At 71.6% G+C, this 12,907-nt stretch carries 17 protein-coding genes; all 17 read left to right on the top strand.

Features of this window, described 5'->3' with window-relative positions; all coding sequences use genetic code 11:
* The first annotated feature begins 20 nt into the window (after positions 1 to 20).
* The 17 genes from ACFY3J_RS35035 to ACFY3J_RS34955 all read left to right on the top strand — a co-directional run bounded on the left by ACFY3J_RS35035 (position 21) and on the right by ACFY3J_RS34955 (position 12,777).
* Entirely contained in the window at positions 21 to 191 is a 171-nt protein-coding gene (locus ACFY3J_RS35035) for a hypothetical protein (protein ID WP_390842543.1), read from the top strand.
* A 170-nt stretch (positions 192 to 361) separates the two neighbouring features.
* Positions 362 to 637, top strand: a complete 276-nt coding sequence (locus tag ACFY3J_RS35030; RefSeq protein WP_390842542.1) for a hypothetical protein — start codon at positions 362 to 364, stop codon at positions 635 to 637.
* 198 nt (positions 638 to 835) lie between these two features.
* Positions 836 to 1,240, top strand: coding sequence for a hypothetical protein (locus tag ACFY3J_RS35025; RefSeq protein ID WP_390842541.1), 405 nt, complete (start codon positions 836 to 838; stop codon positions 1,238 to 1,240).
* A 4-nt stretch (positions 1,241 to 1,244) separates the two neighbouring features.
* Entirely contained in the window at positions 1,245 to 1,433 is a 189-nt protein-coding gene (locus tag ACFY3J_RS35020) for a hypothetical protein (RefSeq protein ID WP_376409160.1), read from the top strand.
* A gap of 4 nt (positions 1,434 to 1,437) precedes the next feature.
* On the top strand, positions 1,438 to 1,620 hold the full coding sequence (locus tag ACFY3J_RS35015) for a hypothetical protein (protein ID WP_390842540.1): 183 nt from the start codon (positions 1,438 to 1,440) through the stop codon (positions 1,618 to 1,620).
* A 134-nt stretch (positions 1,621 to 1,754) separates the two neighbouring features.
* The gene (locus ACFY3J_RS35010; protein ID WP_390842539.1) at positions 1,755 to 3,620 is read left to right on the top strand and encodes a DUF2637 domain-containing protein; all 1,866 of its coding nucleotides are present in this window, start codon (positions 1,755 to 1,757) and stop codon (positions 3,618 to 3,620) included.
* A gap of 115 nt (positions 3,621 to 3,735) precedes the next feature.
* The gene (locus ACFY3J_RS35005; RefSeq protein ID WP_390842538.1) at positions 3,736 to 4,215 is read left to right on the top strand and encodes a hypothetical protein; all 480 of its coding nucleotides are present in this window, start codon (positions 3,736 to 3,738) and stop codon (positions 4,213 to 4,215) included.
* The gene (locus ACFY3J_RS35000; protein ID WP_390842537.1) at positions 4,212 to 4,442 is read left to right on the top strand and encodes a carbohydrate ABC transporter; all 231 of its coding nucleotides are present in this window, start codon (positions 4,212 to 4,214) and stop codon (positions 4,440 to 4,442) included. The genes ACFY3J_RS35005 and ACFY3J_RS35000 overlap by 4 nt, the downstream gene beginning before the upstream one ends.
* A 155-nt stretch (positions 4,443 to 4,597) precedes the next feature.
* A complete protein-coding gene (locus tag ACFY3J_RS34995) occupies positions 4,598 to 6,688 on the top strand; it encodes an ATP/GTP-binding protein (RefSeq protein ID WP_390842536.1) in 2,091 nt (696 codons plus the stop codon).
* Between the two features lie 17 nt (positions 6,689 to 6,705).
* Entirely contained in the window at positions 6,706 to 7,122 is a 417-nt protein-coding gene (locus ACFY3J_RS34990) for a conjugal transfer protein TraB (protein ID WP_390842535.1), read from the top strand.
* Positions 7,123 to 7,206: 84 nt separating this feature from the next.
* Positions 7,207 to 9,309, top strand: a complete 2,103-nt coding sequence (locus ACFY3J_RS34985) for a chromosome segregation protein ParM (RefSeq protein WP_390842534.1) — start codon at positions 7,207 to 7,209, stop codon at positions 9,307 to 9,309.
* A gap of 80 nt (positions 9,310 to 9,389) precedes the next feature.
* Complete coding sequence (locus ACFY3J_RS34980) at positions 9,390 to 9,578, top strand: hypothetical protein (RefSeq protein WP_390842533.1); 189 nt, start codon at positions 9,390 to 9,392, stop codon at positions 9,576 to 9,578.
* 73 nt (positions 9,579 to 9,651) lie between these two features.
* The gene (locus tag ACFY3J_RS34975; protein ID WP_390842532.1) at positions 9,652 to 10,221 is read left to right on the top strand and encodes a hypothetical protein; all 570 of its coding nucleotides are present in this window, start codon (positions 9,652 to 9,654) and stop codon (positions 10,219 to 10,221) included.
* Positions 10,222 to 10,386: 165 nt separating this feature from the next.
* Complete coding sequence (locus ACFY3J_RS34970) at positions 10,387 to 10,626, top strand: hypothetical protein (RefSeq protein ID WP_390842531.1); 240 nt, start codon at positions 10,387 to 10,389, stop codon at positions 10,624 to 10,626.
* A gap of 196 nt (positions 10,627 to 10,822) precedes the next feature.
* Positions 10,823 to 11,293, top strand: coding sequence for an RRQRL motif-containing zinc-binding protein (locus ACFY3J_RS34965; RefSeq protein ID WP_390842530.1), 471 nt, complete (start codon positions 10,823 to 10,825; stop codon positions 11,291 to 11,293).
* Between the two features lie 20 nt (positions 11,294 to 11,313).
* Complete coding sequence (locus tag ACFY3J_RS34960; protein WP_390842529.1) at positions 11,314 to 11,787, top strand: Pycsar system effector family protein; 474 nt, start codon at positions 11,314 to 11,316, stop codon at positions 11,785 to 11,787.
* Positions 11,788 to 12,099: 312 nt separating this feature from the next.
* Positions 12,100 to 12,777: a GGDEF domain-containing protein gene (locus ACFY3J_RS34955; protein WP_390842528.1), complete on the top strand. Its 678-nt coding sequence runs from the start codon at positions 12,100 to 12,102 to the stop codon at positions 12,775 to 12,777.
* The last annotated feature ends 130 nt before the right edge of the window (positions 12,778 to 12,907 follow it).

Raw genomic sequence — 12,907 nt, 5'->3', positions numbered from 1 at the left:
CAAGACCCCTGGGAGACCTGATGAACACGCCTGTACCGACTGATCCCCGCACTCCGCAACAGCGCATTGCCGACCAACTGGCAGCCGCGCACCGGCAGCTGATCCAGCCGGGCCTGTCCCGTCCGCAGCGCGCCCGGATAGCTGACCGTGTCCACAACCTGCAGGAGCAGGCCCGCCGTCTCGGCGCCTGACGCAGCCTGCGCTGCCCGCCGGCCACCGCCTCATGACTGGGCGGTGGCCGGCGGAGTGCGCAGGACGCACTGCCCCGCCGCTGTACGGGGCCCCGTACGCGACGAACCCCCAGGGATTGCGCCCCTGGGGGTTCTCGTCGCAGGTCACCCTTTCGGAGAGGACGACCCGCATGCACAGCATCGCATCCCGCCCGAGCGTCCAGGACGAGATCGGCCCCCGCCTCCCGGGCGCCATCTACGCCAACACGGACGGACGCTTCGAGGTCCTGGCGCTCATCACCAACCCGGCGGAGGCCGCGCAGTTGCTCCGCCGGGCCGCCCGGTGGGCGGTCATCGTCCGCGACACCCTGCGTCCCGACGGCCAGCCCTTCGCGGTCGGCTCCGTCTGGACGACGTCCGACTACCTGATCCGCCCCGCCAGGACGGCGTGCGCCCCGGCGGCCTGACGCCCCGCCACGGTCCATCTCCCACCCCACCAGAGCAGGAAAGGGGTGGGAGGCGGGCCGTGGCTGGCCGTCCGGCCAGTCATACAGCGACAGCCCCGGAAGGTGAGAGCTCCGGGGCTGTCTGGTCATCAGGAAGGACTAGTTCCCTTGACCACTGCGATCATGACACGTCCCGCAGCCCGTACACCACGGGCTGCCGTGAATCCCGAGAACGCGTGCGGCCGGTGCAACGGCTGGCATGCTGGTCCCTGCCCGGCCGCCGCGAACCGCCGGCTCGGTGTGCTCCTGGCGCGGATGGTGCGCGAGGCCGATGCCCGGATCCCGGAGGGCCGGTGGGCGCGCCGCACGCTGCAGGAGATGATGCCCGGCTTCGAGCGGCAGCCGGTGCTGACGCTGCGCCGCCCCGTGATGGCTGACGACGCGTGCCCCCTGTGCGGCCGGTGGTCGTGCACGGGCAGCGACTGCCCGCCCTCCGGCATCGTGCCCGCCGCGACGCCGGCCACAGCGTCCGCCCCGGCCGCCGCGTCCGGCGGCGGCCAGTGCAGCCAGTGCGGCGGCTGGTTCGAGGGCTGGCCCGGCGGCGTCTGCGACGCCTGCCGCTGACCGCATGCCACACCTCATACACAAGGCCCGGGCCGCGCAACGCCGCGCGGCCCGGGCCGCGTCCGCGGTCGGCCCCGCGCACCCCCTCACCCGGATCCTGCTCGCGGCCGCCGCCATGGCTGCCGCGGCGGCCTGGGAGACAGGGCATCGGGTCACCGACCTCCACCCCACCCGCCGGCACCACGAGAGATGAGCACGTGCCTGACGACCTGTACCAGCGCTACCAGGCAGCGCACCGCGCCCACCAGGCGCACATCCGCACTTGCGCCCGCTGCACCGACGCCGCTCGCTGCCCTGACGGCCAGCGAGCGTACGAGCTGTTCGCCCGGCTGCAGGACGCCTACCTCGCCCGGCGGCGCGACCAGCAGCGCCGCAGCTGAGCCACCTGAAACCCGGACTGACAGTCGAGAGCTGACTTCGCGCCCGCCCGGCGGGAGCCGCACCCAGTTTCGCGCCCGCCCCGCAGCACGCTCTCAGACCGGCCGCTCGCCTCCCGGGCCGCCGGCCTTTTCGTGTGCGCGGAGCGGGTAGAGCCAGCGTCCGCTTCGCGAGCAACCATCCGCGCCGACCGCCGCTTCGGGAACGCCTCACCGCGTTTCGGGAGCGGACCCCGCCATTTCGCGCACACCCTGAACGCCCCATTCCGGAGGCCCCCATGACGATCACCGACTGGCCGCGAACCGCGGCCGAACCCGACCCCGAGACGGCTTCACCGGCCGCCGTTTCGGGACCGCCCAAGCCGGTTTCGCGGACGCCCGGCATCGTTTCGGATGCGCCGGAGTCCGTTTCGGAGACGGAAAGCGGAACCGGAACGAAGCCCTCCCCGGGGAAGCTGACCGGCACCCAGAAATGGACGGCCGGAGCGATCGTCATCGCCGCGCTCGCCCTCGCGGGCATCGGCCTGTACCTGTCCTTCGAGCACGTCGCGGACTTCGCCTACACCGAGCTGCGCTTCGGCACGCTGGGCAAGGGCCAGCTGTTCGCGGTCGGCGTCGACACCGGCATCATGGTGATGATCGCGGTCGACCTGCTGATGGCCTGGCTCAAGCGTCCCATCAGCTGGATCCGCTACCCGGTGTGGCTGCTGACGGCCGCCACCGTCGTCCTCAACGCCGCGTCCGGCGCACCCAAGGACCGGGCGTGGGAGCTGCTCGACTACGTCGCCGCCGGCGCCCACGGCGTTGTGCCGGTCCTCTTCATCATGGTGGTGGAGCTGGGCCGCACATCGATCGACCGGGTCGTCCGGCCTGACCAGGCTGAACGGGACTCGATCCCGTGGCTGCGGTGGATCCTCGCCCCGGTCGCGACGGCCCGGATCTTCCGCCGGATGCGGCTGTGGGGCGTCACCTCCTACCCGGAGATGATCCGCCGGGACCAGCAACTTATCGCCTACGAGCAGTGGCTCAAGCGCAAGTACGACGGCGACCTGAGCAAGGCCACCGAGGATGAGCTGCTGCCGATGAGGATGGCCCCCTACGGCTACACCGTCGACCAGGCCCTGGCCATGCCCGATGAGCAGGAGCAGGCAGCTCAGGGGCGTGAGGAGGACGCCGAGCGCCGGCGCCTGGACGCGGAGACCCGCAGCGAGGTCGCCAAGGCGGCGTCCGAAGCCGAACGTCTGCGCGCCAAGGGCAAGGTGGAGGCGGTCCGCGCTGAGGTCGACGGCCAGACCGGACAGGCCCGGGCCCATGCCCGAGCCCAGGTCAGCGCCGCAGAGCGGGCCGCTGCGCTGGAGCAGGAGGCACTGGACCAGGCCGTCATCGCCGAAGCCCGCGCCCGCGAGGCCGAGGCGGAGCGCAAGGAAGCCCAGGAGCGCGAGGCGAAGGCCGAAGCGGACCTCCGCGCAGCCGAGCTGGAGCGCCAGGCGGCTGAGAAGCGGAAGGAAGCTGCGGAGGCCGACCGGGTCGCCGCGGCGGAGGCACAGGCGATCGAGACCCAGACCATCGCCGAAGCCCGCGAGGCCACTGCCGAAGCGAACCGGCGTGCCGCCGAAACGGAGAAGGCCGCCGCCGAAACCCGCCACGCTACTGCCGAAGCCAACCGCAAGAAGGCGGAGGAGGAGCGCCGCCAGGAGACGGCCCTCGCCGACATCGCGCGCGCCAAGCAGGAGGCCGCCGAAGCCGAGAAGGCCGCTGCCGAAACCCGGCTGGCCGCTGCCGAAATCGAGCGCCGTGCGGTCGAAGCCGAGGACGACGCGAAGCTCAAGCCGCGCGAGCGGGCGGTCCGCAAGGTCGCCCGGATGATCCTCGCCGTCGGCGGCGAGGCCGACCGGCTGCTGCTCGCTGACATCCAGCACGAGCTGGCGGTCGCTTCTGCCGGCACCGCTTCCGAGTACCGCCAGGAGGCCGCCGCACTCCTCGCTGGTGGTTACCGGCCCTGACCATCCGTCCGGCACACACCAGTGAGGGCCAGCCCAGGGGCATTGGGCTGGCCCTCCGCTGCGACTGCCGGAAGCAGTCATCAGTCCCCCCAAGTACAGCAGGAGGAACCCCACTGTGAACAGCAACGACCCGAATTACGCGCCGCTGCGGGACGTCGCGGCGAGCCCGGAGGCAACCGCCCGCTACCTGGCCGACGTTCAGCGGGTCCTGCTGGACATCGGCAAGAACCTGGAGACCCTCGCGATCGAGACCCGCGTGCACTGTCGAGGCACGCACGTCGACGGCGACCGCTGGTACCACGCCCGGCTGCGCGCGATGCCCGTCGAAAAGGCCCTCAGGGACGTGCTCAAGCACGTCAACGGCCTGACCGAGGGCCTGGAAAAGACCGCCTACAAGCGCAACGCTTTCACCGACGAAGTGAAGAACCTGCCCGGAAAGCGAAAGGAAAAGGAGCTGGAAAAGCAGCGGAAGAAGAACCCGCAACTCAAGGCCGCCCCGCAGGCGCCGCAGCAGCAGGGTGCACAGGGCCAGAATACGGGCTATAGTGTTCCGAGGTCGATTTACGACCTCGGACAGAGCCGGGAGTCCGCGTGACACGGCCGCTTCTGAAGTCCGAGCTGCAGGCGCAGCGATCCCGCGACCACCTGATGAAACAGCGGGATTCATTCATCGCGAAACACGGCGAAGACCTCGGCGCTTTCTATTTTCTGCTCATGCTCATTCAGACGCAGGGGAAGAAAGCATTGAGGCGCGGTGACGTGGCAGCGCTTCGGGCGCTCGCGCACGACCTGCACGCCGTCTATGTGAAGCACACCCAGTAACCGCCCGCTCGTGCGTGGGGGGCCGCCGCAGCCCGCGGCGGCCCCCCACGGCATTCCCAACGCGCAGGCGCCCACACGCCCAGGCGCCCAGGCGCGCACACGCGTACGCGAGGCGGTCACCCGCTGTCAACCCCTTGAAGGAAGGAGGTGGGGCCGTGTCGGAGGACACCGGCGACACCCGAGGGCAGCTCCTGAATTTCCCCACCCCGGGCGACGTGCTGAACCAGCCGCCGCAACTGGCGGACCCCGGGCGACTTTTCCCGGACACGAATGAAGGCGCGGATATTCCTCCGGAATCGCCCGAGGAAACCACCATGGAGTTGCCGCCGATCCCGGCGGTCCCGAACCCGACGGCTGCGCTTCGCTCGGAAGAGATTTCGGCAGCAGGAGCCGATGAGGAAATCGGCGAATATGAGGAAGGTGAATACGTTCAGCCGCGTTCTCTCGCTGACCGTCTCGGTGACTGGCTGGAATTCCGACTGGAAGCGGCGCGGGACCGGCATGCCGGAGAGGCGTCTTTCCGTGAGGCGGAAATAGCGCGTAAGGCCGCGCTGCTGGAGGGCCGTACCGCTCAGGAAGTCGCGATGATGGAGCAGAACGGGAAGCTCCACGCCGCGATGATGAAGGCGAAGGCCGACAAGGCGGCGGCGCGGGGACGGGCCGACGCGGACCGCACGCGGTCCTCCGGCTCCGGCCTGGGCGCGGACAAGGGCCGCTCGAAGGCCGGCGGCGGGGGCGGGACCCCGCGGAGCGGCGGCAGTAACTCCGGCGGTTCCGGCCGGGGCTCCAGCGGCGGTCGGGGCGGCGGCAACTCCCCCGGGAGCGGCGGGAAGGGCTCTGATCGCTCCGCTGGCGGCCGCAACAACGGCGCCAAGGGCAATGAGTCGTCCGGCGGCTCCAAAGGCCGCCAGAACGGCTCCGGCGGCTCCGGCAAGGGAGGCTCTGGCAAGGGCGGCGGGTCGGGCAACTCCGGTTCCGGCAAGGGCGACGGCGGCAGGACGCAGAACTCGCCCGCCTCCGGCCGCCAGGAGCGGGCCGCTGCCCGCCAGGCGGCCCGCCAGCAGCGGCGCAACGCCGACCAGGCGGCCGGCCTCGCCGACCGCAGCAAGGACCGCGACCAGGCCCGCGCCAACCGGCAAGCCGAGAGGGAAGAGCGCCGCAAGGCGAAAGCCGAGCGGAAGGCGGCGAAACGGGAAGCCGCAACCTCCGCCGACGGCCGTACCACTTTGGGTGCGGCCGTCGCTGAAGAGGCACAGCAGCGCTGGGACAAGCGCCGGGCCGACGTGAAGGACAAGAAGGCCGACAAGGCCGATAGGGCCGGCGCGGAGAAGGTGAACCTGTCCAAGGGCAAGGACAAGGACAAGGACAAGGGCGCCAAGGACACCAAGGGCGCCAAGGACGGCAAGGGTGCTGGCGGCAAAGGCGACGGTGCCCCCAAGGAAGCGCCTGATGCCGCCTCCAGTGCCCGTAAGGACGACCCGGCGTCCGATGAGCCGGGCAAGGCGTCCGGGGCCGGTGACGGGCCGTCTGGTGGCTCCGGTACGGGTAAGCCGAAGGGCGGCCGGTCCAAGGGCGGTCGGTCCTCGGACAGCCCGTTCGGGCCGGAGGACTCAACTCCCACTGCCGAGTGGCCCGATCACCCCGCCCGACCGCCGCGATCTGCCGATGACGGCGAGGAGGACATCGTGGACGCGGTCATCGTCGAAGACGCGGCCGACCCCTTCCGAACCTCCGTCTCCGGCCCGGCCGGTCTGCCGCGCGCACCGGAATCGCACACCCAGCGACCTGGCACTACCCGACCCACTGCACAGGAGGACCCCGTGACGGAGGTCAACAAGACCGCGTCGGGCCAGGCCGGCCTGGCCGCCAAGCACCGTACCGACATCACCTTCGGCGAGTACCTGACGGAGATCGTGAACATCGCGATCGCCGCCGCGCTCGACAAGGACCGCGCCCAGGACCTGGCCGTCGCGCTCGACAAGGTCGCCGACGCCCTACGGGACATGGCCACCGACCTGGTCGGTGACCACAACATCGCCACCGAAGTCGTCGGCCAGATCACGGACCTGGCCGACGCCGCGACCCGCATGAAGCAGCTGGCCGAACGGTGCGCCACCGAGTGCGAGGTCGCCTCCGAAGCCGCCCGGATCGCCGCCATGTCGGTCGGCCAGACCTACGGCCAGGACATCCAGGCCATGGACGACGCAGGCCTGGCCCACGCCTCGACCGCAGCCCACCACAACTAGGAAATGGCGGTTCGCTGATGAGCAACCTCACGCCCCACACCAGCAGCGGGGCTGCCGCCCCGACGGACGGCGACAACCGGTACAAGGCCGTCCAGAACAAGCTCAAGACGCTGGGCAAGGCCATGGACACGGCCGACACCGAACTCGAGGCGCTGCTGCGCGGCATGCGCATGAACGCACAGCGCGCGGAGGGCCTGGCGGTGGACATCGCCAACGCCGAACTGGACCGCACATTCATCGAAATGACCAACCAGGTGGCCGTCGCCCTGGGCGGCGCCGCCGTGGAAGTCCACAAGCTCCATGAGACGGCCCAGGAGGTGTCCGGCCTGGCCCACGACGCGCAGCGTACGCACGCGCGGCTGTACGAGGCCCTGGACGACATCCGCTCCAGCCGCAAGGAACGCACCCCCAAGCCAGGCTTCTTCGCCCGCTGACCCACCACCCGCACACCTCCAGCGATGGGCGGCCCCGCCAGCACGGCGCGGGCCGCCCATCGCGTTCTTCCGAAGGGAACCACTGTGTCCGTGCCGCGCAGCGTCGCACTGGAGCGCACCCTGTACACCCTGGCCGCGCCGGTCCTCGCCGCGGCCCCGAACCTCTACCCCGACAGCCCGGTGAACACGGTCGTGCAGCTGGCGGGCGCCGCCGGTATCGGCGGCTGGGTCCTGGCCGCCAAGAGCGCCGAGCCCGGCGCGGGCCGCAAGATCCTGCGCTGGTCCCCGCTCGTGCTCGCCGCCGCCGTCGACGTCGCCGCCAAGAACACGCCCGGCTGGGGCCCGTGGTGCCTGGACGCCCTGCTCGCCGCCGGATGGGCCGCAGCCGGCTGCCTGGTGCTGCCCTTCTCCCGGCACGCCCGCCGCCACCACCGGCCCGCCCTCGCCACCCCGGCCCCCGCCCCGCAGCTGCAGCCCGCCTCCGAGCCGGAGCCGTCCCAGCCCGACGACGGCGCCGACCCGTTCACCCGCCAGGTCCGCCAGCTGTGGGAGAACCGCGGCATGCCCGGCCGCACCATCGTCATCAAGGCCACCCCCCACCCCGGCATGCGACACGACCTGACGCTGCTGCTGCGCGCCTGCGAGGCCGGACGGCCGATCTCCGGTCTCACGGAGGAGACCGTCGCCGCGGCGTTCGGTGTCGACGTGACGGACGTACGCATCGAGGAGGTGGCCCGTCAGTACGGGCGCGAGGGCGGCCCCGGCTGGAAGGAAGTCCACGTCACCCCCGACCTGTCGGAGCGGCGCCGCCAGGCCCCCACGGATCACGAGTGGTGGACCGACCGGATCGGCGCCGCCGGCGGCCCCGTGCCCGGTTCGGAGTTCGTCAAGGAGGTCCGCGACAAGGAGCGCAAGGTCACCCACTACATCGCCCAAGTCCCCGACGAGATGGGCGAGCCGCGCGTCAACCTGCACACGCTGGCAGCCGCGCTGAAGACCAAGTACGACGAAGGCCGCCTCTTCGTCACCGTCGACGGCAGCCAGGTCCTGGTCTCCCTGTGGGACTCCAGCCCGCTCGCGCAGGTCTTCCCCGCCACCCGCGAGCTGCTGACCCCGGACAAGGACGGCCGCTGGGTGACCGGCTACCTCGGCAACGGCCAGCCCGCCCGCAACCGCGTCTACACCGACCGGGGCGCAGCCCACGGCCTGTTCGTCGCCCCCTCCGGCGGCGGCAAGACCCAACTGATGGGCCTGCACGTCGCGGCCGACGCCCTGTTCGGGGCCGTGGTCATGCTGGCCACCGAGGCGCCGGACGAGAAGACCGCCGCGCTGGGCAAGCACACCGCCCGCTACGGCGTCGGCGCGCTCTACATGATCCGGCTCCTGCGGGTCCTGGACGCGCTGATGGAGACCCGCGGCGAGATGCCGTGGGAAGACGGCCTGGTCCACGACTGGGACCCCAGCCTGCCGGGCTGCCCCTACCGGATGCTCTCCGCGTACCTGGACGAGTTCCTCTCCGCCGCCCGCAACGGCGACTACGGCGCGGAGATCATGGACCTGGCCGAACGCGTGTCGGTCAAGGGCCGCAAGTACGGCATCGGCATCAAGGTGGCCGGCCAGTCCATCTACGTGCAGGACGGCTTCACGCAGCTGCTGTGCGAAAACCTGCGGGAGAACTGCATCCCCGTCGTCTTGAAGGTCGCGCCGAAGAAGGTCGCCGACATGTTCAGGACGCTCGGCATCCCGTCCGAGTACATCCCCGACCCGCTCCCCCGCTCATTCTCCCCCGCGGAGAAGGGCCGGATCGACCGGGTGATGCGCGGCGAGCCCGAGCCGCCCGCCGACTCCAACACCGGCGGCGCCGGCTGGATCGTCGAAGCCAAGCAGCCCGACGTCCTGCGCACCCTGTTCATGGACTTCAAGGCCGGCATCGACGGCTACTTCCCCGACACCGTCGCCACCCTCACCGACTACGAGATCCGTGAGCTCGAAGCACGGGGCCTCTGGTTCGACTGGACCGAGCCGCCCCGGCCCGGCGAGTTCGGCCCCGAGCCCGACGACGAGGACGACGCCCCGAAGAAGGGCGGCGGCAAGCGCCGCGGCGGCAGCAAGCCCGCCGCCCGCCGCGACTCGGTCACCTCCCCCCGCCAGGCGCTGGAGGCCATCAAGAACCTCTCCGGCGTCTGAACCCCACACCCACCCACCCCCCGCAGGGCCCGGCCGCGCTCGGCCGGGCCCTGCCCGCACCTGGAAGGACACCCAAGCCCGTGGCCGTATCGATCTCCGCCGTCGTCCTGCTCGGCATCGTCGTCTTCGTCCTGATCCGAGGCAGCTCCATACGCCTCTGCCCCGCCCTGGCCTGCGCCGGATTCGGCTTCTTCCTCGCCTCCACCGGCGCCGCGCCCGTCATCCGCGACGCGATCAGCGCCGTCACCGGCTGGATCTCCAGCATCTGAAACCGCCCCGGCCGCCGGCGTCGAAGGCCGCCACCCCTCAACCCCCGCACCTTCGACGCCGCAGGGAGCACCGATGCCCCACACCCCGACCAACCCCGCCGTAGACCAACTCGCCCCGACCACCCAGGCCGCCACGGCACCCGCGCCGCCGGCGGAACTGTCCCTCGAGGAACGCCTGAAGTTCATCGACACCGTGATGAGCGTGCGGCTGGACGAAGCCAAGGTCGCCTACGAGGTCAACACGGCGCACATCCCCACCGAGCCCGTCGACCTGGCCGACGTCATCACCGTTCCCGCCGTCCCAGCCGACACCAGGCCCGCCCCGCTGCCGGACCTGTACCGGACACCAGTCGCAGCCGTTCTGCAGCGCGCCCACCACCGCCTGCTCACCAGCGGCTGGTGCAAGGACGCCCTGGTCGACGAAGACGGCGCCCGCTGCATGCTCGGAGCCATCCGAGCCGAGGCCCGCGGCGATACCGGCCTGGAAGCCAACGCGGCCGCCGTGCTCCTGGACGCGATCCGCCGCACGTTCGGCGACGACGTCGACTCCGTGCCGTCCTTCAACGACGCGCACGGCTCCGCCCACGTCCCGCTCCGCATGGTCGACCAGGCCGCCCACCTCGCCGACGCCCGCGGACTCTGAACTCCGCTCCGGACCACCTGCCCCGCACCCGAACCCACGCGGTCGGGTGCGGGACAGGCCGTCCGGCCCGCGCACCACCCGCCCACTCCGCAGCCCCGGGGCGGGCGAGGACCGGACAGGCCACCCGGCCGCCACGCACCACCCGAGCGACAAGGAGACCCCGTTTTGGCGAAAGCCCCGACCGTCATAGGCGTGATCACCGAGCCCCCGGCCCCGACCTGGTGGAAAGCCAACCGGCACAAGGCCTTCGGCGTCACCGGGCTGCTGATCGGCTACCTGATCGGTACCCACCTGCACGGCGTCCCGGAACAGCGACCGGACACCCCACGGCCGGGCCACACCACGCCCGCGCCGTCCACACCCGGACCGCACGGCACGCATACGGCTCTCGGACTCGCCGCCTGACACCAGCCGCACCACCTGCCGCGCCCCGTCGACGCACCCGATGCCGGCGGGGCGCGGCGCTGCTTACCGACGACTGGAGGAGATCGCACGTGCTCATTCCCCGTCCGCGCCGCCGGATCGGCCGGCCCCGCCCCACGCTTCCCGGCCCCCGCTACCCGCACCGCCCCCACCGGCTGCCCGGCGCCTGGAGTGCGTGATGGACCGCCCGAACGAAGACGACCTGATTGACATCGACCCCTACGACGACGGCAGCTTCCCGGAGTTCGGCTTCAACCAGGTCCCCGGCACACCGGCGGTGCTCGCAGCACTGCGGGGGACCGGACCCGTTCCGACGACCGGGCTCGCCACCCGCCGCCAGTTACGGGCGATGGGTCTAAGCCCCGGCGGCCACGACCCCGCCGCTGTGCTCGTGTGGCGCAGCGGCAAGCGCAAGGCGTGGCTGTACCGCATCGACCTCGCGAAACCGAAGCGGAAACCGACACTCGCCCAGGAGGCCGCTCTCGACAAAGCCATGGCCTCGCGGCAGACCTGCCCCGTGTGCAAGCGCCGGTTTCACGCGTGCCTCCCGCTTAAAACCCTCGGCAGCTGCCTGGAGTGCTTCGACGGGACCCCGGCCGACCCCTCCACCTACACCGCTCCCCCGGCCGCACATCAGCTCGCCGCCTGACCCTGACAGGAGAGACCACCGTGTCCGTCCCGACCACACCGCACACCGCGACCACCGACACGAACCTGGCTGAAGCGCTCGCGGCCGTCGCCACGGAGATCGGCCGAACCGACGGCAAGGCCTCCTTACTCCTGGCGTTCAACGGGGCCACCTTCGCCGGACTCGCCACCCTCGCTGGGCACCGGCTGCCGACCCCCGCCACGGTCCTCGGCATCCTCGCTGCTACCGCGCTCGGCACCGCAACCGTCCTGCTCCTCATGGTCGTCCGCCCCTGCCTCGGCGGCAGCGACCGGGCCTCGTTCCCGCACTGGGCACGCTTGACCGAGACCGAGATCCGTGCCTGCATGGCCGGTGACACCCGCGCCGCTCGCGTCCGCGTCCTGTCCGTCATCGCCCTGGGCAAGTTCCGCCGGCTGCGCCGCGCGGTCGACTGCACCCTGGCTGCCCTCGTCTTCCTCGCCCTGGCCGCCGTCGCGGCTGTGCTGGCCGCGTGAGAAGAGACGCTTCGATGGCACGCATGACCATCTGGGCGGCTGCTGTGGCAGCGCCCGCCCCCTTGCCTCGCTGAACCGCTTGGCGGTAGCAGCCTCGGGGCGGCCGCCGCATCGGCTAAGGCGCTTCACGGCCGCCCCGGACGCCCGCCTTCCCGTCACAGGACGCGAGCACTTCCAGCATGCCTGACCCCCGGTATTTCCCGGGCGGCAGTGATCACACAGCAAGAGGCGCACCCCTTACGCCTTGGACTGGTCGGGGTGCGCCTCTTCCCTTCTGCCCGTCCCCGCAGGGGCGAGAACGGAGATCCCATCATGCCCGCTACCGGAGCCTTACGGCAGCCGACGCGCAGCCTTGTCATCGCCGTGGCCGCCGTGCCGCTCGCCCTGGCCGCGCTCGCCGACAACCTCAGGGTGCGCCGCCAACTGGACGCCGCCCGCCGGGACCCGCTGTCCGGATTGCCCGGCCGCCCCGACCTGACCGCCTACACCGACCGCCTGCTGAACACCCGCCGCCGCGCAGACCTGCATCTGATGCTCTTGGACGCCAACGGCTTCAAGGCCGTCAATGACACCTACGGGCACGCCGCCGGCGACGCCGTCATCCGCACCATGGGCCAGCGCCTGGCCCGCTGGACGACCGAGCGGCAGGCCTTCACCGCCCGGCTGGGCGGCGACGAATTCGCCGTCGCCGCGGTGCTGCCATCATCGTCAGACCTCGAGGACATCGCCGCACTGCGCGACCAACTGCAACAGCCCCTCCACCACGACGGGCTCACCCTGCAGATAGACGTGTCGATCGGCATCGCTCGGGCCGCCGACCTGCCCGGCGAGACCACCGACCGGATCCTGCGCGCCGCCGATGCGGCCATGTACAAGGTCAAAACCGGTGACCAGGCGTTCCCCTACCTGGCCACCCGCGCCGACGCCTACACCGACACCGTCAACGGACGCCGCGCCGGCCGCCCCGGCACGCACCTTCCGTCCGCATGACACGGCGGCCGGCACGGCCGAAAGCCAAGCGCTCCCCCATCTTCGAGGAGAAGGACTGGGGGAGCGTGCCGCTGATGGATCCCGACCAACGGCGATAGCCCGCCCGTGACATAGGCCCGTGGCCTTCCGG

This window comes from Streptomyces sp. NPDC001231 (assembly GCF_042896885.1).
Classification (GTDB): domain Bacteria; phylum Actinomycetota; class Actinomycetes; order Streptomycetales; family Streptomycetaceae; genus Streptomyces.
This window is presented reverse-complemented; position numbering and strand designations above follow the sequence as displayed.